General features: G+C 52.8%; 20 protein-coding genes and 1 pseudogene. 15 read left to right on the plus strand and 6 right to left on the minus strand.

The features are described from left to right. Window positions 1–2: 2 nt before the first annotated feature. From ACRCWW_RS18460 to tamA, 5 genes are all read right to left on the minus strand, one after another. Window positions 3–353 carry a type II toxin-antitoxin system ChpB family toxin gene (locus ACRCWW_RS18460; RefSeq protein ID WP_438683686.1) on the minus strand — a complete coding sequence of 117 codons (351 nt, stop codon included), beginning with the start codon at window positions 351–353 and terminating at the stop codon, window positions 3–5. Further along, complete coding sequence (locus ACRCWW_RS18465) at window positions 347–601, minus strand: AbrB/MazE/SpoVT family DNA-binding domain-containing protein (protein ID WP_438683687.1); 255 nt, start codon at window positions 599–601, stop codon at window positions 347–349. Before ACRCWW_RS18465 ends, ACRCWW_RS18460 begins: the two co-directional genes overlap by 7 nt. 210 nt (window positions 602–811) lie before the next feature. Continuing rightward, window positions 812–1156: a gamma-glutamylcyclotransferase family protein gene (locus tag ACRCWW_RS18470; protein WP_404659178.1), complete on the minus strand. Its 345-nt coding sequence runs from the start codon at window positions 1154–1156 to the stop codon at window positions 812–814. Between the two features lie 2 nt (window positions 1157–1158). Next, window positions 1159–4935, minus strand: a complete 3777-nt coding sequence (gene tamB, locus ACRCWW_RS18475; RefSeq protein ID WP_438683688.1) for an autotransporter assembly complex protein TamB — start codon at window positions 4933–4935, stop codon at window positions 1159–1161. After that, complete coding sequence (tamA, locus tag ACRCWW_RS18480; protein WP_438683689.1) at window positions 4932–6665, minus strand: autotransporter assembly complex protein TamA; 1734 nt, start codon at window positions 6663–6665, stop codon at window positions 4932–4934. The genes tamB and tamA overlap by 4 nt, the downstream gene beginning before the upstream one ends. 212 nt (window positions 6666–6877) lie before the next feature. On the opposite strand from tamA, the gene msrA reads away from it, so the two are divergent. Next, window positions 6878–7519: a peptide-methionine (S)-S-oxide reductase MsrA gene (gene msrA / locus ACRCWW_RS18485; RefSeq protein ID WP_438683690.1), complete on the plus strand. Its 642-nt coding sequence runs from the start codon at window positions 6878–6880 to the stop codon at window positions 7517–7519. Here the strand turns inward: msrA and ACRCWW_RS18490 are convergent, their stop codons facing one another. Then, on the minus strand, window positions 7520–8578 hold the full coding sequence (locus ACRCWW_RS18490; protein ID WP_438683691.1) for a LacI family DNA-binding transcriptional regulator: 1059 nt from the start codon (window positions 8576–8578) through the stop codon (window positions 7520–7522). 190 nt (window positions 8579–8768) lie between these two features. On the opposite strand from ACRCWW_RS18490, the gene ACRCWW_RS18495 reads away from it, so the two are divergent. The 14 genes and pseudogenes from ACRCWW_RS18495 to ACRCWW_RS18560 form a co-directional block, all read left to right on the plus strand. Continuing rightward, window positions 8769–9923, plus strand: coding sequence for a Gfo/Idh/MocA family protein (locus ACRCWW_RS18495; protein ID WP_438683692.1), 1155 nt, complete (start codon window positions 8769–8771; stop codon window positions 9921–9923). Window positions 9924–9932: 9 nt separating this feature from the next. Beyond that, on the plus strand, window positions 9933–11117 hold the full coding sequence (locus ACRCWW_RS18500; RefSeq protein ID WP_438683693.1) for a Gfo/Idh/MocA family protein: 1185 nt from the start codon (window positions 9933–9935) through the stop codon (window positions 11115–11117). Next, the gene (locus ACRCWW_RS18505; RefSeq protein ID WP_438683694.1) at window positions 11114–12178 is read left to right on the plus strand and encodes a Gfo/Idh/MocA family protein; all 1065 of its coding nucleotides are present in this window, start codon (window positions 11114–11116) and stop codon (window positions 12176–12178) included. The genes ACRCWW_RS18500 and ACRCWW_RS18505 overlap by 4 nt, the downstream gene beginning before the upstream one ends. Before the next feature lie 12 nt (window positions 12179–12190). Continuing rightward, complete coding sequence (locus tag ACRCWW_RS18510) at window positions 12191–13213, plus strand: Gfo/Idh/MocA family protein (RefSeq protein WP_438683695.1); 1023 nt, start codon at window positions 12191–12193, stop codon at window positions 13211–13213. A 76-nt stretch (window positions 13214–13289) separates the two neighbouring features. Further along, window positions 13290–14834 carry an MFS transporter gene (locus ACRCWW_RS18515; RefSeq protein ID WP_438683696.1) on the plus strand — a complete coding sequence of 515 codons (1545 nt, stop codon included), beginning with the start codon at window positions 13290–13292 and terminating at the stop codon, window positions 14832–14834. 150 nt (window positions 14835–14984) lie between these two features. Then, on the plus strand, window positions 14985–16322 hold the full coding sequence (locus ACRCWW_RS18520; RefSeq protein ID WP_438683697.1) for a hemolysin family protein: 1338 nt from the start codon (window positions 14985–14987) through the stop codon (window positions 16320–16322). 1307 nt (window positions 16323–17629) lie between these two features. Further along, window positions 17630–18175 (plus strand): fimbrial protein, encoded by a 546-nt coding sequence (locus ACRCWW_RS18525; protein WP_438683698.1) that lies wholly within the window; start codon window positions 17630–17632, stop codon window positions 18173–18175. A 49-nt stretch (window positions 18176–18224) separates the two neighbouring features. Then, window positions 18225–18911 (plus strand): fimbrial biogenesis chaperone, encoded by a 687-nt coding sequence (locus ACRCWW_RS18530; protein WP_438683699.1) that lies wholly within the window; start codon window positions 18225–18227, stop codon window positions 18909–18911. Window positions 18912–18953: 42 nt separating this feature from the next. Then, on the plus strand, window positions 18954–21578 hold the full coding sequence (locus ACRCWW_RS18535; RefSeq protein ID WP_438683700.1) for a fimbria/pilus outer membrane usher protein: 2625 nt from the start codon (window positions 18954–18956) through the stop codon (window positions 21576–21578). 84 nt (window positions 21579–21662) lie between these two features. Beyond that, window positions 21663–22889, plus strand: coding sequence for a fimbrial protein (locus tag ACRCWW_RS18540; protein WP_438683701.1), 1227 nt, complete (start codon window positions 21663–21665; stop codon window positions 22887–22889). 20 nt (window positions 22890–22909) lie between these two features. Next, window positions 22910–23437 (plus strand): fimbrial protein, encoded by a 528-nt coding sequence (locus ACRCWW_RS18545; protein ID WP_438683702.1) that lies wholly within the window; start codon window positions 22910–22912, stop codon window positions 23435–23437. A 51-nt stretch (window positions 23438–23488) separates the two neighbouring features. After that, the gene (locus ACRCWW_RS18550; RefSeq protein ID WP_438683703.1) at window positions 23489–24025 is read left to right on the plus strand and encodes a fimbrial protein; all 537 of its coding nucleotides are present in this window, start codon (window positions 23489–23491) and stop codon (window positions 24023–24025) included. Between the two features lie 81 nt (window positions 24026–24106). Continuing rightward, window positions 24107–24805: a LysR family transcriptional regulator gene (locus tag ACRCWW_RS18555; protein ID WP_438683704.1), complete on the plus strand. Its 699-nt coding sequence runs from the start codon at window positions 24107–24109 to the stop codon at window positions 24803–24805. 17 nt (window positions 24806–24822) lie between these two features. Continuing rightward, window positions 24823–24927, plus strand: a pseudogene (locus ACRCWW_RS18560) (IS5/IS1182 family transposase); the annotation flags it as partial.

Raw genomic sequence — 24927 nt, forward strand, 5'->3', positions numbered from 1 at the left:
TTTCATTCTAAGATAGCCATCAGCCTTGCCAGTGCGTCTTCCACAATCTCACCCGGCGCCGTTTCGATTTTTCTCGCTCCCCGGCTTTCCAGGTCGATCATCCGCACCTGATTCATCAGGACAACTCCCTGAGTTTGTGTCCCGCATCCACTTAAAGAGACGCTAAAACCGGCATCACGGGCAAAGTGTCCGCCCTGGGTTATGGGAGCCACCAGGGCCGTGCCTGTCCGGTTAAATGCACGGGTCGATAAAACAAGCGCTGGCCGGCTTTCCCCCTGCTGCTCTCTTCCGGACACTGGGTTAAAACTCACCAGGACGATGTCTCCCCGTTCAAAGCCTGGTCGTTTCACCATACCTCGTTACCCGTTGGCTTATCTTTGCCCCAGACTTCCTCTTCCGAACGCTTAGGCGCATCCAGATCGCACTGCGCGAGCAATTCCTCAAGCGTGTAACGCTTGCGGGCCACGGGCGTCAAAATCAGCTGATTGTTTTTCACTTCTGCCTCCATGCTCTGGCCTGGCACCAGGCCAAGCGCTTTCACCACGACGCCAGGAATGACCATACCGGTACTGTTTCCCCATTTTTTAATGACGATTTTCATAGCCCCTCCAGAAGTTAGACAAAGTATAACTTCTGGTGAGCTGATGTCATGTTCTACGCGCTTCTATTTTAACCTGCCAGAACAGATTTTAGATTTTGAACAAAACTGCGTGGCGATACGGAGAAGGGAGGAAAACGGGACTACGTTGCAGGAAATTCTTCTGCGTTGCTCGCAAAAAAATAACGCCACCCGAAAGTGGCGTTATTCCTGTCAGAACTGGTCTTTATCGAGCCAGTTTCCGGTGTCAATCCTGGTAAATCCTTCCACCGAGCGCTGATAGACATACATCCACGCGCTGCCATACGGTGTCTGGATCAAATGACGTGCATACTCACCGCCTTTGGTGCGCAGCGCATCAAGCTCGGCGAGCGTCGAGGCGTCGATTCGATACACTTCACCTGCTACTGTTCCTTCGCCGGGAACGGCGCCTGGATAGTGGCCCAGGCTGTAGAGCTGATAGTTATCGACGCTGTGATCGCCCAGCCACTGAGCGTTAGTCATCCAGTGGCTGTTGCCCTGTTTGCGTCGTAAACTGCCGTAAACAAATATTCGCATTGCTAAAACTCAAACTGATAGAGCAGATCAAGTGCCTGGTCTATGCCAGACACCGCTTCCAGATATAGCTTAGGCATCAGGCGATAGCGTAACGTGAGTGTGGCTAAAGAGTCAAAGATACCCACACCGTATTTCACCTGCAGACCCGGCATGATATAGCCGCTGACGACCACTTGCGAGGAATCACCTACGCCCGCGGTATCCAGCGCTAAATTGCTTACGCCAAAGGTCTCGCCGATTTTACCCACAATCTGCCCACTTTGTGCAACCCCTAGTCCGACCAGCGCCGATGTCATCGCCGCGCCATCGCTGCCTTCACTCTCAAGTCCCTGCCCACGAAGCAGGTAAGAAAGCGCCATCTGCTGCGACATTGCGGGATCGGAGAAGATTTCGGCCTTTGGTTGATCCGCCATACCGGTCACGCGAACACCGGCAATGACGTTATCTTCCGTCGCTTCCGGATTACGAATAGCTTCGATATTCAGCAGCGGCTGGTCCGGTGGGCCTGAGAAAAGTAGCACGCCTTTGCGCACAATCAGATCCTGACCGTAAGCATGGAAACGCCCTTCCGGAATGTTGATCTGCCCGTTAAGGCCCAACCCTTGTTTGTCCTGCGCTACCTTCAGGTCACCGGTTAAGCGAGCTTTGAGGCCAAACGCATCGAGGCGCACGTTGTTGCCCACGTGAATCGTCAGGTTGCTGTTGATCGGAATACCGGCCGTCTGTGGATTCACCGGTTTCAGATCTTTATCGAGCATCACTTCGTCACTGGACACGCCGACTGCACTTTCCGGCACATCGTGAACCACGATTCGCGCCCACGGCACATCCACGTTGCCATCGAGCGTGAACAGGCTCGGCGTCGCGGTAAACACCACATCAGGTGAGACGTCCAGACGCACCATCGGCGGCACAGTGATTCGCACGCGGCTGCCTTTCGCCGCCACCTGCGCACGCCAGTTATCGATTTGCGTCCAGTCCGCATTCCCGCTCAGGCTTATCTGGCCTTGCTTCGTCGCAACGACACCATCCAGCGTGGAACGGGTACCGTTGAAGTTCATCGCGATACGGCTCGGCTGCATATCAAACGGCATGAAGTTGCCATCGATATCCAGACCGCTCAGAGCGAGCAGCCCGAACAGTTGCGGGCTCAGAACGTTGCCGCCCAGACGCAGGTTGGCATTAAGCAAACCTGTCGCTTTTTCACCGCGAGAGAAAATCGGGTTAACCATTGCCAGCGAGAAGTTGCGAATGTTGACGTTGCCGCCCAGATTACGCCGCCCTTGCGGATCGGTGACTTCAACCTGCCCGTCCATCTGACCGTTATTGGTCAGTCGGATTGTCCAGCCCAACAGCGCGCGGTTGTTGTGCAAATCGGCACTCAGATTCAGCGTATCAAACGCCACCGGTAGCGGCGCATCGTTGACGGTTTGCGTCACCTTCACGTTGCGACCGCTAAGCGTCACCTTGCCCTGTGGCAGGCCTTCTTTGGTGGTATCCCAGCTCACGTCAGCATTACCGCTAAACACGCCGCTGGCCTGGGTGGCTTCCGGCATAAACGGCTTGAGCATCGCCAAATCGAAGCGATTAAGATTCACTACCGCACGCCCACTCGCGCCCGCATCAATGGTTTGCGGCACGCACAGCTCGGCGTTCGGGTTAGTCCAGCAGTGAGGGCCGACGCTGATTTTCTGCTCTTTGTTACGGTAATCAAGGGCGATAGCGCGAGAGAGCGACCACGGCCCCACTGGCGTCTGGAAGCGGGTATTGCTCAGCGTGCCTTTCCAGCGCACCTCTTTACGATCAAAGCTTCCGGCTAAATCAAGCTGACCCGATACCGGTTCGCCCTGAATTCGCAACTCCAGCTTGTGCTGCTTCTCATCGCCTTTAGCCGACAGTATTACCTGACTGATGTTAACGCCAGGCTGTGCGATGTTGTTCACGCGCACATCCAGGTTGCCACCAATCTGGTCGGTAGATTTGATGTCACCCTTAATGTCGGCCTGCGCCACGCTCAGTTCCTGCCAGCGCAGGTGGCGAGCGGTGATATCAGCCAACAGCTGCGGCGCATCGACGGTGCCGCGCACCTTCAGCAAGCCTTTCGCTGTGCCGCCAAGACCTGGCAGCGCATTGTCCAGACCCGGCGCATCGATGGTGGCATCCAGGTTCAGCTCTTTCACACCGAGCTCACCCTTCACGTCCGCGCTGTTGCGACCCAGCTCCAGATGCAGACCTGGGATTTTCCATTGCAGATAGCTGTTCCCTGACAGCTTGCCCTCAACGTTGACCTTGTTCTGCTTCACGTTGCCAGTGAGTTTCAGCTCAGGCACATCCACCTGCCAGCTGCCGCCGTACAGGCTGCCGCTGGTTTTGATGAGCCCATTCAGCTTCGCCGGCCACTCAGGAGTCTCTTTCGCGGTATTGATCCCGTCGAGGGTCAGTTCACCGCGCCAGCTGATGGCTTTCTGCCAGTCGAGCAGCGCTTTAAGCTCGGTTTTACCTTCCAGCGCCGCGATGGTCAGCTTGTCGAGATTCACCTGCAGCTCGTTACCTTTGGCATCCAGCGTGACGGTGGCTGGCGGCACGCCCTGCCCTTTTACTGCGGTGCGGAAAGAGAGGGTGTAATCGGTCATTTTGCCGCTGAGCTTCAGTTTCAGGTTATCCGCCTGGAACTGCTTTTCCCCGGTGAACGGCCAGTAAACCTGTTTACTCAGTACTTCCAGATTCAATGGCAGCCCGGCTTCCGCCAGCTGTGCCTGAGCCCGCAAATCCACATCGACAGGGCCAGACAGATTGATCCCCACGTCGAGTTGCTTCCGCACTTCGCCGCCGATCTTCATTTTGATCTTCTCACCCTTCACCGGATCGATGTTCAGGGTGCTGTTGAGGGTTAAATCAACCGGCCAGTTGTCCTGTAATTTCGCGGTCCCGGTGGCGTTGACGGTGCCCTGGCTGGAGTCGACGTCCAGTGCATCGAGCTTCATATTGCCGTCGATACTGCTGACTTTCAGCAGCAGGTTGTAGACCGTCAAATCGGTGTCGCCCGTTAACCGAAGCTGCTCACCGCGAAACTCCTCGATGTTGAGGTTCAGCGGCAAATGCACATCGGTCATTGCCGGCAGCACAGGCCTGGAGAAGAGATCTTTCATTGTTTCGCCAAGCGGTTTTTCATCCGGTTTTGGCTTGTCGATTTTCGGCTCAACCACCTGTTCCTGCGCCACTTTCGCGACTTTCGGCAAGGCAATCAGCAAGCCCTGCAGCGAGGTCGGCGTCAGGGTCAGGTTTTTCTCCTGCCAGTTCAGGCCGGAGGTGAAATCCATCACTGACACGGTGGTGTCGTCGATTTTGATATTGACGTGATTGAGTGCCACCCGGCTCAGGGTGATGGGATAAGGCGTTGAGAGGTTTAGCGGGCCGCTGTCCTCTTCTGGTGCCGGAGCAGACGGCGGCATTTTTTTACTGTCGATAGCCACGTTCACGTTGCTGAGTGAAAGATCGTTCACGCACAGGCTGCTGTTCCACAGGCATTTCGTCTCGACAGCCAGATGGAACTGCCCGGCGTCAACGGCTACGCCCGGCTGCTCATAACGCAGATTTTTAACGGTGAGATCTCTCCAGCCGCCAGTCACCTGGCCAATCGACAGGCCCGGCACCCAGCGATCTGCGGCTTTAAAGACCAGATGCAGGCCCGTTGTCGTGCCCACCAAAAAGGCCACCGCGCCCAGCAGCAGAACGATAAAGACCAGCACGCCGAGGCTAATTTTCTTCCATAAACTCATAATTCAGGCCCCAGACCGATGTAGAACTGTAAACCGTGCTCTTCTTTGTCGCCCACCGGCACCGCCAGATCAAGCTTGATCGGGCCTACAGGCGATTGCCAGCGAACGCCAACGCCCGCACCGGTTTTGAAGTCGTTATCACGGAAATCATTCACCGCTTCGCCGCTGTCGACAAACACTGCGCCCCACCACTTGCCGGTCACGTTGTACTGATATTCCAGTGAGCCGGTTGCCAGGCGCGAGGCCCCGGTGAGTTTGCCGTTAGCATCTTTCGGGGAAATCGACTGGTAGGAGTAACCACGAATGCTGCGGTCGCCCCCGGCGAAGAAGCGCAGGTCCGGCGGCACTTTGTCAAAATCGCCGGTTTCAATCCAGCCGATATTGCCGCGAACCACGAAACGGTGGCGTTCGTACAGCGTACGAATCCAGGTGTTCTGCGCCTGGGCAACGAGGAAGTCGACGTCCGAACCCCAGGCGGTGTTCGACACATCCACAGAATAACGCTGCGAATCGCCCCACGTGGGCATCAGCCCACCGCGTGAACGGGTGCGGCTCACCATCACGCCCGGATAGAGCAGCATAGTGGTGTTAGTGACGTCTGCCTGAGTAAAGTGAGAAAGGCTCCAGCGCAGGTTGATGGCGCGCTGCCAGCCGCTGGAAAGATCCCAATAGCGTGACACGCCAAGGGTGGTGGAATCCGATTCGGTATCGTTAAGATCGGTACGCTTAAAGCCGCCCTGCACGGTGTAGTACTGCTCAAGCGGGTTCTTCAGCAGCGGCATTTTGTAGGTAAAATCGAGCTGCTGTTCCGGCGCGGATAGACTGAGATCGGACGTCAGGCTATGGCCATAGGAGTTGATCCACGGCTTGTTCCACGAGGCCTTCAGACGAGGGCCGACATCCGTCGAGTAACCGACCCCGGTCTCAATGGTATTTTGGGCGCGCGGTGAAACTACGCCATCCAGCGGTAACACCTTAGTTTTACGCGCTTTATCGAACTCGGGGGCCACCACCACAGAATTAAACCAGCCCGTAGCCGACAAACGGCGGTTCAGCTCAGCCAGATCGTCAGAGGTGTAGTAGTCGCCTTCTTTGAATGGCACCAGGTTTTGCAGGTAACGGTCCTGAATTTGCGAACCCTGGAACGTCACTTTGCCAAAGCGGTAACGTTCGCCGCTGTCGTAATCGATATCCCAGAACGCCTGATGCCGTTCGAGCGATACCCCGAGCTGGCTCTTTTTGAATTCACTGTCGAAATACCCTTTGCGCAGCGAGACGCCGGTTAAGTCCTTTTTGAAGCCGTCATAATCGCTGTGATTCAGCACGGTGCCGACCGCAGGCCGCTTCTTTAGCAAATCCAGATAATCATGATCGGTGCGCGCACCGCCGCGCAAAATCACGCTGGTGCCACCAATTTTCACGGGTTCACCCGCAGTAACGTGCGCAATCAATACCTGCCGCCCTTTTTCCGGCGGCGGCTTCAGCTCAAAATCAATCCTAGGTTCGTAGTACCCCAGGGCTTTCAGCCCTTCGCGGATGGCATCATCCACGCGCGCACGGAAACGGCGATCCGGCGTGACCTCGTCGCTTTCAATCGTTGAGAGCTGAGCGCGAACGTTTTTCAGCAGCTCACCCGACAGTCCATCTACCTGCAAACGTATGTTTGCCGCACCGGCAACACCACTGACCAGCAACAGGCTGGCCCAACATAACTGGCGAATTTGTGGCACGTTATCTCCCAAATGTCCTTGTTTCCACCCTGTCAGGAAACACAAAGTCCGATCCACGACTTAACAAAAGTTCAACACTATCGGTTGAAAAAAAGACGTCTACCCCAATATTTCTTATGTTTAAATCTAGACGTATTCATTGCCTTTATTGTGTTCAAAGTGAAGCGCTGTGACAACCTTAACCCCAATTTCCTTTATCCGGAGGCTAAACCGTGAGCTTATTCGATAAAAATCACCTGGTTGCTCAATCGGAAGCGCTGCCTGGCCGCAACACGCCGATGCCTGTCGCCACATTACACGCTGTTAACAGTCATTCCATGACAAATGTCCCTGAAGGGATGGAAGTGGCGCTGTTTGCGATGGGCTGCTTTTGGGGCGTAGAGCGTCTCTTTTGGCAGGTTCCCGGCGTTTATAGTACCGCGGCGGGCTACACAGGCGGCTATACGCCAAATCCGACTTATCGTGAAGTATGCTCGGGTGAAACAGGGCATGCAGAGGCGGTACGTGTGGTCTACGACCCAAAAGTCGTCAGCTATGAGCAGTTATTGCAGGTGTTTTGGGAAAACCACGACCCGGCTCAGGGAATGCGCCAGGGCAACGATAAGGGCACACAGTATCGCTCTGCCCTTTATCCGCTGACCCCTGAACAGGAAAAAGCGGCGAAAGAGAGCCTGGCACGCTTCCAGGCTGCGATGCATGAAGCCAAAGATGACCGCGCAATCACCACTGAAATCGCCACGGCAAAACCGTTCTATTATGCAGAAGACGATCACCAGCAGTATCTGCACAAAAACCCGTACGGCTATTGCGGCATTGGCGGCATCGGCGTTTGCCTGCCTCCTCAGCTTGCCTGATTAGCTCTCCATCGCGACGCGGGCGGCATGCCGTGTCGCGTTGCTGACCGTCCCGGCGTCCTGCAATTTGCCCTGCAATAACACGTTCAGCACCGACGTGCTCTGCCGGTTCAGTTGGTTTTGCAACAGATGCACGGCTTCAACACCCAGTTCCCTACAGGGCACGATAACGCTGGTCACCGGTCTCGGCAGTTCGTTGTCCATGCGCCAGATAAAATCGGTGGTGATGAGCGAAATATCTTCCGGAACCTTCAGGCCGTGCTTTTCCAGCACTCGCTGTACGCCAAGGGTCATATGGGTGCTGCCCGGGAAGATAACTTCCGGCCAGTGTTCGCGCGGCGTACTTTCCAGCCAGTGGCTCAGTGCTTGCTCGGATTCATCCGCGGTAAAACCTTCGGTGATGATCAAATTCTGCTGCACGCTAAAGGGCACATGATAATGCCGATACGCCTCTTTAATGCCGTCCAGACGGGCATACAGCGTTTCGCGCCGTAGCGTCGTCAGGGTCAATACGCGTCGATGGCCCTGCTCGAAGACATGACGCATCGCATTAAATCCGATCGCCCGATGATCGGGAGAGACGGCATCAAGTAACCGGTCATGATCATTTGTATTAATTAACACACAAGGTTTATTCAGGGTCTGCGCGAGCTTTAATACGGTGGAATCATCAGTCCCGATGATAATTATCGCATTTATATTTTTATTATTTACTTTATCGAGAAATACTTTTATATCGGCGTGTTGTTCCTCCAGCCCACAATAGGTGAGATAGACGTCGTGAGGCTCAACCGCATCGGCTATACCACGCGTGACTTCCTGATAAAAAATATCCCCACGCGCGGTGAATGTTCTCGCCGGAGCAAACACCGCAATCCCATTAATTAACAAACGCCCGCTTGCCAGCTCATCCAGGACGCCCAGCTTTCTGGCGCAGGCCACAATAGCATCTCGCGCCTGTTCGCTGGTATATGACTTGCCGCTCAATACACGGGAAACGGTGCTCACCGAATACCCTGTTATCTCTGCAATTTGATTCATTTTCAGCTTGCCGGACATGGTGTGATCTCGCTAGCAATCAATATCTGCAAATTTTTGCAGACGCAGTAATCTGATTCTAAAACAGATTTTATTGGCGCAGACGATTTTGATAATTGGCCTGCGAGCATTCTCACAAAATCCTTTTGTTTGTCCTCTCTGCCTTTTCTATTTTCACCTGACCTCTCCTTAACTCTGAATAAGGTGCGACATGAAAAGAATCAAATTCGGCATAATGGGTGTGGGTAATATGGGCACCGTCCACGCACGCTATTTACTGGCTGGCACCGTAAAAGATGCCGTTCTGACAGCGGTTTGTGATATTGACGAAAATAAGCACGATGCCATTCGCCATGTCGTGGGTGAAAAAGTCGAGATTTTTAAAGACGCTGAAGACCTGCTGCAAAGTGGATTAATCGACGCCGTACTTATTGCAACCCCCCATTATTCCCATCCCGAACTCTCCATGCTCGCTATGCGTAGCGGCATTCACACCCTCTGTGAAAAACCGGCTGGCGTCTATACGGCACAAGTTCAGGCAATGAATGCCTGCGCACGCGAATGCGAGGTGGTGTTCGGCATCATGTATAACCAGCGCCCTAACCCGCTGTATCAGAAGGTCAAAGATCTGATCGACAGCGGTGAACTGGGCGAGATCCGTCGCTCCAACTGGATTATCACCAACTGGTATCGCTCGCAGAGTTACTACAACTCCGGCAGCTGGCGCGCCACCTGGAAAGGGGAAGGCGGCGGCGTGCTGCTCAACCAGGACCCGCATCAGCTCGATTTGTGGCAGTGGCTGGTTGGCATGCCGACACGTGTGCGTGCCTTCTGCCAGTTCGGCAAGCACCGCCAGATTGAAGTGGAGGATGAAGTCACCGCGTACGCCGAATATGCCAACGGTGCCACCGGCGTCTTTATCACCACCGTCGCTGAAACGCCGGGAACCAACCGTCTCGAAATCGCGGGTTCACGCGGCAAAGTCGTCGTGGAGGAAGGCCGTCTGCGCTACTGGCGCCTGCGTGAATCCGAAGACGAATTTAATACCCGCTGGCAAAACGGGTTTGGCGAACCGGAATGTTGGGAAATCACCCTTCCCGTCGCACCGGAATGCAGCGATCACCACGTCATTACTGCGAATTTCTGTGCCGCCGTTCTGCGCGGCGAACCGCTGATTGCTCCCGGCCTCGAAGGCATTCGCGGACTCACCCTTTCCAACGCCATGCACCTTTCAACCTGGACCGACAGCTGGGTCGAGTTGCCGTTCGATGAAGAACGCTTCAAAGCGCTGCTCGACGAACGCATTGCGGGTTCCGTGGAGAAGCAGATTGAGAGCCGTACGCTCGACGCCTCTGGCACCTGGTAAGGAGGGCTTATGTTACGTGTTGCGATCGTGGGAACAGGGAATATCTCACACAGCCATATTCAGGGATATCAGGCGATGGGCGCGCGCAGCCAGATTGTCGCGCTTGTCGATATCTACCCGGAAAAGGCCGAGGAGAAGAAAACCCGCTATGGCCTGCCTCACGCACGGGTGTACAGCAGCCACCAGCAAATGCTGGAGGAAGAACCTGATCTTGATATCGTTGATGTCTGCACGCCGCCGTATGTCCACGCGGAAATCAGCATTAACGCGCTGAATGCGGGCAAACATGTGCTGTGCGAAAAACCGATGGCGGCCTCGCTGGAAGAGTGCGACGCGATGATCGCGGCACAAAAAGCCAGCGGAAAAATGCTCTCAGTTATCGCTCAGAACCGGTTCACCGACGCCTTCTGGCGACTGAAAGCCGCCGTAGATTCCGGGCTGGCGGGGAAAATCTGCCACGCCCAGGTGGACTCCTTCTGGTGGCGCGGACACTGCTATTACGACCTGTGGTGGCGCGGCACCTGGGAAAAAGAGGGAGGCGGTTGCACGCTCAATCACGCCGTTCACCACATCGATGCCATTCAGTGGATGCTCGGTTTCCCGAGCGAGGTGGTGGCGATGATGAGCAATGTCGCCCACGACAATGCAGAAGTGGAAGACCTGAGTGCCGCCATCTTTAAATATTCCTCCGGTGCGCTGACGCAGTTGACCGCTTCCGTGGTCCATCACGGGGAAGATCAGAAAATTGTGATTCAGGGAGAGAAAGCCCGAATCTCCGCGCCCTGGGCTACATTCGCCAGCCAGTCTGCGGACAATGGTTTCCCCCAGGAAATCCATAACACCGCACTTGAAGATGAACTGGAAACTGTCTTCCGGAGCACGCCAGCGTTGCAATGGACGCTCCACAGCGGGCAAATCGACAACGTCCTCCGCGCGATTGAGCAGCAGACCGCACCGTTGGTGGATGGCTTACAGGGCAAACGCTCGCTGGAGCTGATCACCGCCATTTATAAATCTGCCCTTACCCGATCTGTCGTCACCTTACCGATAGCGGAAGACGACGCGTTTTATCGCACCGGCGGCCTGGTCGCCCTCGCCCCGCATTTTCACCAAAAATCCGCCTCAGTAGCCAACTTCAGCGAAGTGGGCGCCATTCCCCTTGGCAAAAATCTGGACTCAGGAGCCTCAGCATGAACAAAAACGACGGTATGAATTACGCCCCAACAGGAAAACCCCAGCCGGTTGTCAAACCAGGTGAATTTGTTTTTGCCGCCGCAGCCCTCGATCACGGCCATATTTACGGCATGTGCAACGGCCTGATTGAAGCCGGTGCGGATCTGAAATGGATCTGGGACCCGGACCCGGCAAAAGTAGATAAGTTTGTGCAGCAGTATCCGCAGGTGCAGGTTGCGCCGTCGCTGGAAACGCTGCTCAACGATCCGCAGGTGCAACTGATTGCTGGCGCAGGCATTCCTTCTGAGCGCTGTCCGCTGGGCTTAAAGGTGATGGCGGCAGGGAAAGATTATTTCGTCGATAAAGCGCCTCTTACTACGCTCGCCCAACTGGAAGAAGCCAAAGCGATGGTGGCGAAGACGGGGCGTAAATACGCGGTTTATTACAGCGAACGTCTGCACGTCGAAAGCGCCGTCTTCGCCGGGCAACTGGTGAAACAGGGCGCGATTGGCACGGTGATACAAACGCTCGGCACCGGGCCACACCGTGAAGGGGAAGGCCGCCCTGACTGGTTCTACGAGAAGCGCTATTTCGGCGGCATTCTCTGCGATATTGGCAGCCACCAGATTGAACAATTCCTCTATTACACCGGCAATGAAAACGCGCAAATCGTCGCGAGCCAGGTGCGCAATGTGAATCACCCGCACTACCCGGAATTTGAAGATTTCGGTGATGCCATGTTGCGCGGTGAGAACGGCGCAACCGGCTATTTCCGCTGCGACTGGTTTACCCCTGCCGGGCTGCCGACATGGGGCGATGGACGCCTGACGCTGCTCGGCACTGAAGGTTATATCGAAATTCGCAAATATATCGACCTGACTCGCGGCGAGCAGGACGTGGTGTATCTGGTGAATAACGAAGGCGAACACCGCTATCCGGTCGCGGGCAAAGTCGGTTTCCCTTACTTCGGCGAGCTGATTAAGGACTGTCTGAACCGTACAGAAAACGCCATGACGCAGGCTCATGCTTTCAAAGCAGCGGAGCTGTGCATTAAGGCACAAATGCTGGCGAACGCTCGCTGACCGGAGGCTGCCATGAGAACACTGACTGCCGCCATTGTCGGATGCGGAGCCATTCACACTTGCCATCTTGAAGCGCTGCAACAGATACCCGACGTTGTACTCCGCGCCGTTGTGGATATCGATATCGAGAAAGGGCAGCGGCTGGCTGCGGAATACGACTGCCGCTTTTATCAGAACTATCAGGAAATGCTGAACGATGTCGCCATTGATGCAGTGCATATCTGCACGCCGCACGACCAGCATAAGCCGATGATCCTTGCGGCGCTGGCTGCGGGAAAGCAGGTGTTCTGCGAAAAACCTGTCGCGATGAACGGTGCCGATATTGAGGAAATCAAGGCCGCAGAACGTCAGGCGGAAGGGCTATTAGGCGTGTGCTATCAAAACCGTCTTAACCCCACCAGCCTGGCGCTACGTCAGTTACTGGATGAAAAAGCCCTTGGACGGATGCTCAGCATTAAGGCATTTCTCACCTGGTCACGTACAGCACCTTACTACCTCAATAGCTCGTGGCGTGGGCGATTTGCTTTTGAAGGCGGCAGTTTGCTGATCAATCAGGCCATCCACACTCTGGATTTAATGCAGTGGTTTGGCGGCGGCGTCACTCGTCTGAAAGGCGTGGTGGATTGCGCCAGACTGGCGGACATCATCGAGACCGAAGATACCGCGATGGCAACGCTGGACTTCAACAATGGCGCACGCGGCCTGTTTTTCGCCAGCAATAACCACACGCTCGATGCCCCGCTTCAGCTTGATATCCACTGCGAGCACGGCGAGCTACAGCTGCGGGATAACACCCTCTGGCGCGTCGCTGGCGATAAACGGGTTATGGTTGCCAGCGACACCACACCTTACAACCACAGTAAAAGCTACTGGGGCGTCGGGCATTTTCAGGCCATCAGCCAGTTTTATGCCGCTATCCGCCAGCAGGTACGCACCGGTTTTTCAGGCATTAACGATGCCGCGCAATCCTTACAACTCGTGGAGGCTATCTACCGCTCATCACAACTACGTCAATGGGTCACGCTGACCCACTAACCCCCCTTTTGCTGTATTCCGATGGGGCGTACTGCGGTACGCCAACCTTAATCACTACCAGCATGAGAATAATAAAATGACAAAACCGACCGAACGCAAAGTGGGTTACGGCGTGGCGCTAGGCTACGGCGTCACCGACCTTTTTGGCGGAGGGGCTTTTGCCGTTATCGGCACCTGGTTACTCTTTTTCTATACCACCTACTGCGGCCTGTCTGTCCTTGAAGCAGGGTCAATCTTCGCGATTGCGAGGGTGATTGATGCCCTTCTGAGCCCGATAATGGGCTACATCACGGATAACTTTGGCAATACCTGGCTTGGGCAAAAATTTGGTCGCCGCCGTTTTTTCCTGCTGATCAGCGCGCCGCTGATGTTCCTGTATGCGCTCGTCTGGGTCACAGACATGAACTATTGGTATTACCTCGGCACCTACCTTTCCATCGAGCTGCTCTCCGCGATGGTATTAGTGCCGTGGGAAACCCTGGCGGCGGAAATGACTAACCGCTTCAGTGAACGTACTCGCCTGGCGGGTGTACGTATGATGTGCTCATCGCTGGGCGGGTTTCTGGCGGTCTCCGTGCCCGGCGTTATTATGCAGTTCACCGGCAAGGATAACTCGTTGACCTATACCCTGACGGGCAGCGTCTTTGCCGTCATTTATTTCTTCGCCGTCCTGACTACCTGGGCCTGTACCTGGGAAGCGAAAGACGTTCGTGAAGAGTATGCCTTCACGCCGGATAACAACCGCCAGTCTGGCTTACTAAATCACCTCAAATATCTGGTCATAGACCTCTTCTCTGCCTTTAAAATCAGAGCGTTTCGCCAGCACATTATTATCTACATTAGCTCTTTTACGGCGATGGATGTCTTCGGCTCAGTCTTCACCTATTTCGTGGTGTACGGGCTGGGGCGTGATGCGGCGGCCGTTTCAGGATGGCTAAGCATTGCCGCCTTTGTGTCTATTCCCGGTACCTTCGGCTTTATGATGCTGATGAACAAACTGAACATGACGCCTTCAGGCGCGCTGCGCCTGTCTTACAGCTGCATTTTTGCAGTGCTGGCGTTTCTGTTCGTGGTGTATATCAATCATATCGTGGTGCCGACGCTGCTCTTCTCAGCGGTCTTTGTAGTGTTGGGGGTGGCCCGTGCCGGCCTTTATTACATTCCGTGGAACATCTACAGCTTCATCCCGGGCGTGGATGAAATAGTCACCCGCCAGCGACGGGAAGGCATCTTTGCAGGCGTGATGGTGCTGACCCGTAAGAGCACCGTTGCGTTGGCTATCATGCTTATCGGTGTGGTGCTGCAGGAAAGTGGCTTCGTGAAAGGCGGCGGTTCGCAGCCGATTAGCGCCCTGCATGCGATCATCGGTTTGATGGTTTTCGCCACCGCGGCCCTGCTGGCCATCAGTTTCTGGATGACCTTCAGGTTCAAACTGACGCAAAAGAATCACAAAATCCTCATCAAAGAAATTGCCCGGCGCAAACTCGGTGGCAACGCTGAGGATTGCGATGATGAGACCCGCCTGGTGATTAAAGCACTCACAGGACGAGCCTGGGATGAAGTGTGGGATGCAAGCCCGGAGGGTACCCAAAAACGTGCCGCGTTAGAGCCTGGAAGTTAACCTCTGGCGAATTTACAGTCCCTTACGCTATACTGATCCCCGATATTACCGGTCCAGAATCTTCGGGCCGGTTTTTTTAAGTGTAATTCCACACTCAAAATCATCATCAACCACCCTTCCGAGGTCCTGGCGTAAACCGCCAGAAAAACTATGCTAAACAGTATATTAATCATACTCTGCCTCATCGGCATCAGTGCGTTTTTCTCGATTTCCGAGATTTCGCTGGCAGCTTCCCGCAAGATCAAACTGAAGCTACTCGCCGATGAGGGCAACGTTAATGCACAACGTGTTCTGAAAATGCAGGAAAACCCCGGTATGTTCTTTACCGTGGTGCAAATTGGGCTTAACGCCGTCGCCATTCTTGGCGGTATTGTCGGTGATGCCGCGTTTTCACCGGCCTTCCACAGTGTCTTCATTAACTACATGTCTGCCGAACTGGCCGAGCAAATCAGCTTCGCCCTGTCATTCGTCGTCGTCACCAGCCTGTTTATTCTGATTGCCGACCTGACGCCGAAACGCATCGGTATGATCGCGCCTGAAGCCGTGGCTTTACGCATCATCAACCCGATGCGCTTCTGTCTTGCCGTCTTCCGCCCGTTGGTGTGGTTCTTCAACGGCATGGCCAACATGATTTTCCGCCTGTTCAAACTGCCGATGGTGCGTAAAGACGACATCACCTCTGACGACATTTACGCGGTCGTGGAAGCCGGTGCGCTGGCGGGCGTGCTGCGTAAACAGGAACACGAGCTTATCGAAAACGTGTTTGAACTGGAATCGCGTACCGTTCCATCCTCAATGACCTCGCGTGAAAATGTTATCTGGTTCGATATCAACGAAGATGAACAGAGCCTGAAGAGCAAAGTCGCCGGGCATCCACACTCCAAGTTCCTGGTGTGTAAAGAGGATATCGACCACATCATCGGGTATGTCGATTCGAAAGACCTGCTGAACCGCGTGCTGGCGAATCAAAGCCTGCTGCTGACCAGCGGCGTGCAAATTCGCAATACGCTGATCGTGCCGGACACCCTGACGCTCTCAGAAGCGCTGGAAAGCTTCAAAACGGCGGGTGAAGACTTCGCGGTGATCATGAACGAATACGCGTTAGTGGTAGGTATCATCACCCTCAACGACGTGATGACCACCCTGATGGGCGACCTGGTCGGCCAGGGGCTGGAAGAGCAAATTGTCGCCCGTGACGAGAACTCCTGGCTTATCGACGGCGGCACGCCAATCGATGACGTCATGCGCGTGCTGGATATCGACGAGTTCCCGCAATCCGGCAACTACGAAACCATCGGCGGCTTTATGATGTTTATGCTGCGTAAGATCCCGAAACGCACCGACTTCGTGAAGTTCTCAGGCTACAAGTTCGAGGTGGTGGATATCGACAACTACCGCATCGATCAGCTGCTGGTGACCCGCATCGACAGCAAACCCACGCTGCTGGCCCCGAAACTGCCGGATGCCGAAGAGCAAAACGTGGCATAAGAACACAGGACACCCTTAGTTATCAGAGGGTGTCTGATTCCCCTACCCGCTTTGCGAAACGCTCCAGCTCCAGACTGGAGCGTTTTCAATTTCACTCCGCGATACCGCAACTTAATGGGCCGTAGGTGAACGATCCCAACGAGGGACATTACCGGAAGGAAGATCCCAATGTGAGATGTAATTTCCTTTGGTTGTTTACATCATTTAAATCAATTATTTATGGTGTAACATTGGGTTGGATTATTGACTCGATCACGGTAGGGGATGAGGGTTTTCTCACGAAACCCTATGTCTAATGTCCTCTCTGAGCGAAGAACGGCCATTGGCAATTGAGTCGTCATGGATGTTGCCAGCAGTGCCGTGCGTCAATCAATAGAGAACGAGCCCGGTCATCACCCTCTATCCTGGGCAAAGCCCAACTTCTGCCTACCAGGTTAGTCAACACATACTGAATCGCCATGGATAATCCAGACATTTCTTCAATGTTGATGGACTGACCCCGAATATGCCCCCACCCTAATCATGAATAATCGGCTTCTGACTCTGACCCCCATGCATTTTATGGTCGAATGATGAATGTTCGTCGACATGTAAGCACTGCGGCGATTGCTGAGAAGTAATTCGGCGAAGCACCGCAGGCTGGCATGATTAATGAACGCCACCTTACGAAAGCTCACCTTTATTGAATACTTATATTTAGTTAAGTTGAAAATTAGCTTTGCAAGGCTTTTGCTGACATTAATATAGAATTTCCGCGTTAAATTTTATTATGAAAGCATAAATTAAAGCAATTAGTAACCACTTGAAAATTATGGTTTTTATTGTCATCACCTCTATTTTCAGTTTTTATTGTTTTGACTATATAGGTGAATTGTTTTTCTGCAGCGCAAGCGCTTTAAAAACAAGTGCTTATACTTACTTTAGAGAGTTTTGGTTTGTTTGCTTTTGCATTTTCTTGAATTAATGCATTTAATTAACCCCCAGCTTATTTGTTGGGTACTTTTGGTTTCACTGGTTTTTTTTATTGTTCTTTAACGGTTTTTTAGTTGATGATGTCGCCTCGTGCTTTTTCGTTGTTTAGTTGTGTCTTTAATTTGAGATTTAATGACTGTTTTGACCTTGAACGTCAGCTTATGTAAGCTTCCCAACCGTAAACAGCGGTGCTTCTCTCTTCCTCTGTTTATTTGAGAATGTGCATGTCTTAATAAAAATTGAGTATCTGAATATGTAAATTATAAACGTTATTTTCTACATGAAAATAGCGCACATCTTCTCATGCTTATTAACTTGTAAAACAGGACTTACAAATGAAAAAAGTAATCACTTCTGCTGCCCTGCTGGCAGTACTGTCTGCTGCTGCAATGAGCGCACAGGCCGAATCTACCGGTACTATCACCTTTAACGGTGAACTCACTGCAACTACCTGTGACGCGAACGTTGACGGTCAGGGCGCAGACGCGACCATCGTACTGCCAACTATCGGTACTAACCAGCTGACTGCTGCCGGTGATACTGCAGGCCGTACTGGCTTCAACATCAACCTGAGCAACTGTGCCGGTACCCTGCAGACAGCTTCTGCCTTCTTCCAGGCTGGCTCTTCTGTTGACCTGCCTACTGGTCACCTGAAAAACATGACCGGTGATGCGACCAACGTTAGCCTGCAGCTGCGTGAAGAAAGTGCATCTGAGTCTGTTATCCAGGCGGGTAACTCCAACCAGACGGCTAACGCCACTTACTACGATATCTCTTCTGGTTCTGCTGATCTGCCGTACGCCGTTGAGTACTTTGCAGACGGCGCGACCACCGCGGGTACCGTTGTGAGCGACGTTGTGTACTCCATCCAGTACAAATAATGCCGTTCGGGGGAATGTGAGTTCCCCCGTTTTTCTGGAGGTTTTCCCTGTGTTTCGTCCCTTATTCGCTTTATTTACGTTGTCTCTCTGTTTCGCTGCGCAGGCCAGTATCGTGATTACGGGCACCCGTGTGGTGTATCCGTCCGATTCCCGGGAAGTTAGCGTCAAGGTCAGTAATAAAGGCCAATCGCCGGTATTAATTCAAAGCTGGATGGATAACGGCGATATAAAAGCCAAACCCGACCAAATTAAAGTCCCGTTTGTACTGACTCCCCCGATTAACCGTATCGAGCCAGGTAGCGGTCAGACGCTGCGTATTCGCTCGCTGCCCAATAATTTACCCGCCGACCGCGAGTCTATTTTCTGGCTAAACGTGCTGGAAATCCCGGCGAAGCCGAAAGACGCAGCGGCGGAAAAAAATAATTACCTGCAGGTCGCTTTCCGCAGCCGCATCAAATTCTTCTGGCGCCCGAAAGGTTTGTCCGGCAGCCCGAAAGCCGCCGCGACCGATCTGCAATGGAGCCACACAGGCCATGGCCTGCATGTCAAAAACAACTCGCCTTATTACATCTCGTTGGTGGATGTAAGCAGCGGTGGGAAAAAAGCCGACGGCAAAATGCTGACCCCGTTTGGGTCGGATGATTATGCCCTGCCGGTGAGTGCTGGTAGCCAAATTAAAGCCGGGTATGTCAATGACTACGGCGCAGTTGTACCGGTGCAGGCCACCGTTCAGTAATGCGCGCAGCGCACCTCTCAGGATGAGGATAATAAAAAAGCAATGAAAAAAAATAACGTAAAACCCGTTGCCGGCATGACCTTTCCGGGGAAACTCTCCCCACTGGTGATCGCATTATTTTACCTGGGAGGAACGGCGTACGCGGCAGGGACGCCGCCTGTTCAAACGCTGGCAAAGAATGTGGAGTTCAGCAACTTCTTCCTGCAGATGGATGACCCGAATGCGGTGGATTTGAGCCGCTACGCCAACGGGGCCAACATTACGCCAGGCATCTATGCTGCGGCAGTGCTGGTGAATGGCAACGCGGTGGGTAATGTGGATGTGGAGCTGCGTGAACGCGCGGATAAAACCATTTACCCCTGCATGACCGGGGCGCTGTTGCGTCTTATTCCGTTTCGTGAAGACCATCTGCCAGATCACTTCTATGACAAGCTGGGCCAGTGTGGCGACCTGACGGCGATTCTGCCGGAAGCGGTCACCCAGTTTGACAGTAATGAAATGCGTCTGAACATCCAACTGCCACAACTGTATGTGTCGAACAGCGCCCGCGGCTCGGTCAATCCGGCATTGTGGGATAGTGGTATTCCGGCCGCTCTTTTAGGTTACAACCTGAATGGCTACCAGAGTACCTCTGGCGGGCAGAGCAACAAATCGCTCTATGCGGGGATCAATGCCGGGCTGAACCTTGGGGCGTGGTACTTCCGTCACAACGGTAACTACAGCTGGAACGATCAAGGGCAGAAGAAATACGAGTCGATCAACACCTACCTGCAACGTGATATTCCGGTGCTGAAAGCGCGGGCTCTGATTGGTCAGGCCAACACCCGCGGAGATGTGTTCGACACCCTGCCGTTTACCGGGGTTGAGCTCGCGACAGATGAACGTATGTTACCGGACTCTCAGCGTGGTTATGCACCACAGATCCGTGGGATCGCACGCACCAATGCGAAGGTCACGGTGCGCCAGAGTGGGCAGATAATTTACCAGACCACGGTTGCTCCAGGTGAATTCCTGATTGATGACCTGTATGCCACCGGCTATGGCGGCGATCTTAATGTGACCGTAGAGGAAGCCGACGGAACGAAACGAACCTTTACCGTGCCGTATGCGGCGGTGGTTGAACAGCTGCGTCCGGGCGCAACACGCTTCGAACTGGTCGGGGGTAATTTGCGTAGCGACGTGTTGTCCCGCGATGTGGCGTTGTATCAGGGAACGGTGCGTCACGGCATCAGCAATATGGTGACGGGTTACGGCGGCTTGCAGATCAGCCAGAACTACTACGCGTTGCTAGGCGGCCTGGCGATGGGCACCGGGCTTGGGGCGTTCTCCTTTGATGTCACACAGGCGAGGATGCACCTGCCGAATGAGAAGATCCCGGCGAGTGCGGGCCAGAGTTACCGTCTGAGCTACAGCAAGAGCATTTCTGAGACCCAAAGTAACCTGTCAGTGGCGGCATATCGCTTCTCAACCAGCGGTTTTATGGATTTCATGACCGCGCAACAAACCCGCGATGCAGTGGAACATGGTTACGACCAGAACAACATTTGGCGACCACGTAATCGCTACAGCGTGACGATGAGCCAGGGCTTGCCGGATGGGTGGGGCCAGTTATACCTGAACGGATCGGTACAGGATTACTGGAACAAGGGTGGCTCAGACAAGCAGTATCAGTTTGGTTACAACAATAGCTACGGCAGCATCAGTTATGGGATTTCCGCGGGACGAACCTACAGCATCAACGGCACGGAAGATAACTACCTGCTAACAGTGAGCATGCCACTAGGTCGCTCAGACAGTTCGTACCGACCACAGCTCTCAATGCAGTTAAACCACGACAGCAACGGACGTACCGGTGAACAGGCAACAGTTTCCGGTACTGGCGGTGATGAGCATCAGTTCAGCTACAGCGCAACCGCGATGAACAGTAACCAGGGCGTGGGTACCTCCGGCGCGCTGAACGCGCAGTACCGCACACCGTACAGTGACCTGAGCGCAGGCTGGAGCGGCGGTCGCGATTATCACAGTGAATTTGCGGGTGCCAGCGGCACGATTGTCGCGCACAGCGGCGGTGTAACGCTTACTCCGTACACCTCTGATACCTATGCATTGATTGAAGCGAAAGGCGCGACAGGTGCATCAGTCTCCGGTTATCCGGGCGTACATATTGACCACTTCGGTTACGCGCTGGTGCCGTACCTCGATCCGTACCAGATGAATGACATCACCCTTGATCCGAAAGGCGCAGCGGACGATGTGGAAATGGCCTCAACCGAGAAGAAAGTCGCGCCGTATTACGGGGCGGTCGTGAAAGTGAAATATGGCACCAAAACCGGTTCACCTGTGATGGTGAACGCCACGCTGAACGGTCAGCCGGTGCCATTCGGAGCCGAAGTGCTGGACGAAAACGGCCAGAGCATCGGCAGCGCCGGACAGGGCGGTCAAGTCTATGCCCGCGTTGAGAAAGATCAGGGTGTGCTGACCGTTCGCTGGGGGCAGGCCGATGCGCAAAGTTGCCGTATTCACTACCACCTGATGCCGGTGAGCGACGACCAGAAAGGTAAAGCAGTACAAACCTTCACCTCAGTCTGTGAGCAGCAGGGCAGCAGTGAAGAGAGTGGGCATAAGCTGTTGGCGATGCAGGACGAGATTAATAATGAGGGTGTGTAGTCATTACTACCACCACCCAAATAGATTTCAATATATTAAAGATCCTGATGTATTAATCAGGCTTCTCTCGGGGGAGGAACTAAGATGGGTAAAAATACAAGACATCAGAAGTCTGGCGGGTCGAAATGTGTGAAACTAATGATGTTGATAGCAAATCTTACGGCTGCTTTATTTTGTTACAATGCTCATGCAGTGGTGAATTGTTCATCAAATTATTCATCTCTAACCAGAAGCTTATCAACAACATTGAATATTACTCAAACTTATGCACCCGATGATTTGCCTGTAGGAAGTGTTATCTATCACGCAAAAATTCCACAATCAATACCTGTTACAATAAAATGTAACGCAGGGAGTTATTCTATGGGGAGTTTTATCTCTGCGCTTAGTTACGGCCATTTTGACCAAGAAAAAATAATGTCCACTCCTTATGGGACAGGGACAGTCTTCGCGACAAATATTGCAGGGATAGGCGCTGCAATTGTAATTTCTCATCCAGGACAATCTGATTACCATCTGGTCGGAAATAATGATGCCAGTTTACCCTGGCTGGACTTTACACAAACGAACCCAACTATAAAACTCCAGATAGATTTCTTGCTCATTAAAACTGGGTCAGTACCCTCCGATGCCGTTTTTACTGGTGCAGATTTTCCCCAGCTTGATTGGTTAATTAACACCAGGCCTGAAGACAATTATAATCTTACAGGTTTAGGTCGTCTTACATATTTTTTTAATGGATCGATACACTTTATTTCCCAGACGTGCACAACGCCAGATTTAACAGTCAATATGGGGTCGTATAATAATGAGGAGATATTTACCGCGATAGGAGATCATACGCCATGGGTTGACTCTTCCATCGAGTTGAAAAATTGCCCGAAGTTTTCTGGGTATTTTACAACAAATTCTTTTCAGACCATAAATGATAGCACATCTGATGATGCGGGGACTAATAGCAACCAGAGCGATACAGTTACTCCGAGTGGGGGAAGCAGAGAATTAAATATGTTGACCGTATCATTAGCTCCGACAACCTCTGTGTCAAATGGGATTATTAGTTTAACCAGTCTGGAAAACAGCGCAACGGGTGTTGGCTTGCAGTTAGGTTATACCCCAGGCAATGTCGATTCTGTAGCAACATCTCCGAGCAAACTCTGGAAATCAGGTGATATATGGAGTGTGGCGGCACCGACGGATGGACGCTCAACGGTAAAAATCCCCCTTGCGGCACGTTATTATCAAAAAGATACCACGGTGACGCCTGGGCATGCGAACGCCCAAGTTGTTTTCAATATTAACTATAAATAAAACTAATACTTGAGGATGCGATGAATAAATTAATAACAGCATCGGTCTTATTTTGTTGTGTTTATTCAGCAACAATTCTGGCCTCAAGCCAAGGTACGATATCATATATTGGTGATATTACGGGCGGAACTTGTGATGTCACGGTGAATGGTGAGAGTGCAGATGCCACGGTGACGCTGGTCACCGTCACTGCTGACGATTTAAATGAGAAAAAAGAAACCGGAAAAACGCCGTTCCATTTTGTCTTTTCCCACTGTGCTGGGACATTAAAGTATGTACAACCCTATTTTGAAACCGGCTCGACTGTCGATACCGCTAATTACTATCTGAAAAATGTCGGCGGAACGGCAACGGGTGTCGAGCTTATTTTGAGAACGCCAGGCGGCAACCAGATTAAACCAGGTACAGATGCGCAGGCGGGTGGCACTAAATGGCAGTTTGGTACTGATGTGACATCGAGCAGCTACTCAGTTTCATATATTACGAATGGTTCTGCGGTTGCGGGAACGGTTTCCAGCAGTGTCGTTTACCATCTTGATTATTACTAAATCAGGCGTTTAATAAACGGTTCATCAAATTAAAGAATAAATGAGGACATAATGAAAAAGTTACTGACAGCATCAATGCTGATCTTAAGTGCGCATGCTGCAAATGCTCTGGCAGTCGAAAATGGAACAATCTCTTACGAAGGCCTCGTCACCGGTGGAACCTGTGATGTCACGGTTAACGGCGGAACTGCCGATGGCACCGTCACATTGGTTACCGTCACCGCCGATGATTTAAATGCGAAAAAAGAGGCCGGGAAAACCCCGTTCCACTTTGTTTTCTCGCATTGTGCGGGCACGTTGAAATATGTGCGACCTTATTTTGAAACCGGCTCAACGGTCGATTCCTCTAACGCGTATTTGAAAAATGTGGGCGGCACGGCGACGGGTGTTGATTTCATTCTGCGAAGCCCTGATGGCAACCAGATTAAACCGGGTACCGCAACACAAGGCAGTGGCTTCCAGTGGACGTCCGGAGCCGATCTCACCTCAGATGATTACACCGTTTCCTATATCACCGATTCGACGATTGGTCCTGCTATCGCAGGAACGGTAGACAGCAGCGTTATCTATCACCTCGAGTATTACTAAATCATGTGCTGAGCAGAGGTAACCGCTGCGGAGGACTGCTGGCAGGCGTGTCGGATGAAGAGCAGATATCAGGTTGAACGAATGAAAAAAGAGATGGAGCTAAAGTTGCTGAGGGTGATCCATACCCTCGTCATGTCAGGTACGGTGACTGAAACGGCCCGGCGGCTGAAACAAAGCCCGGGCAATATAAGCTACCAGCTCGGCAAGGCGCGTGAGTTCACCGGCAAGCCTCTTTTCACCCGAACACGTGAGGGAATGAAACCGGAACCTGCAGCCTTGCAGCTAAGCCGACACTATCTCCAGTTAACCAATGAGAGCCATCCGACTCGTGCTGTAAAACCGCACAGAGAAAGGCAGAATCTGAAGATTAATACCCTTTCACTGGTTGAAATGCTGTTCGCAGTAAACGTGCTGGGGGATAACGCTTATCACCCGGCCTGGCGTTTTGTTTTTAATTCCTACATTACCAACGCAGAAGAACGCCTGAGGCAACTGAAGAACCATACTGTGGATATCGATATTGGCAACAAGATACCCGTCGACAGATCGATAAGTGCAGTGAAGTTGTTCACCTCAGGCGCTTCTGTGTTGGTCGGGAAACATCATCGGGTCCATAAAACCCCTTTCAGTATTGAAGAGTGGGAAAACTCACCGCATGTAGTTTGGACTGCGGCATCAGATTTTTACAGCAGGACGATCGATGGAGCTGCGCAAATAGAACAGTTGGTGAAGTCCCGTAAAGCAGATGTAGTATCGGGAAGTATGGGCTTTGTTGAATAAATCGAACTTTTGCTGAGTTGAAGGATCAGATCACGCATCCTCCCGATAACGAAGACCGTTCCGTGGCAAAGCAAAAGTTCAAAATTACCAACTGGCCCACCTACAACAAAGCTCTCATCAAC

The organism is Scandinavium sp. (assembly GCF_051650185.1).
Classification (GTDB): domain Bacteria; phylum Pseudomonadota; class Gammaproteobacteria; order Enterobacterales; family Enterobacteriaceae; genus Scandinavium.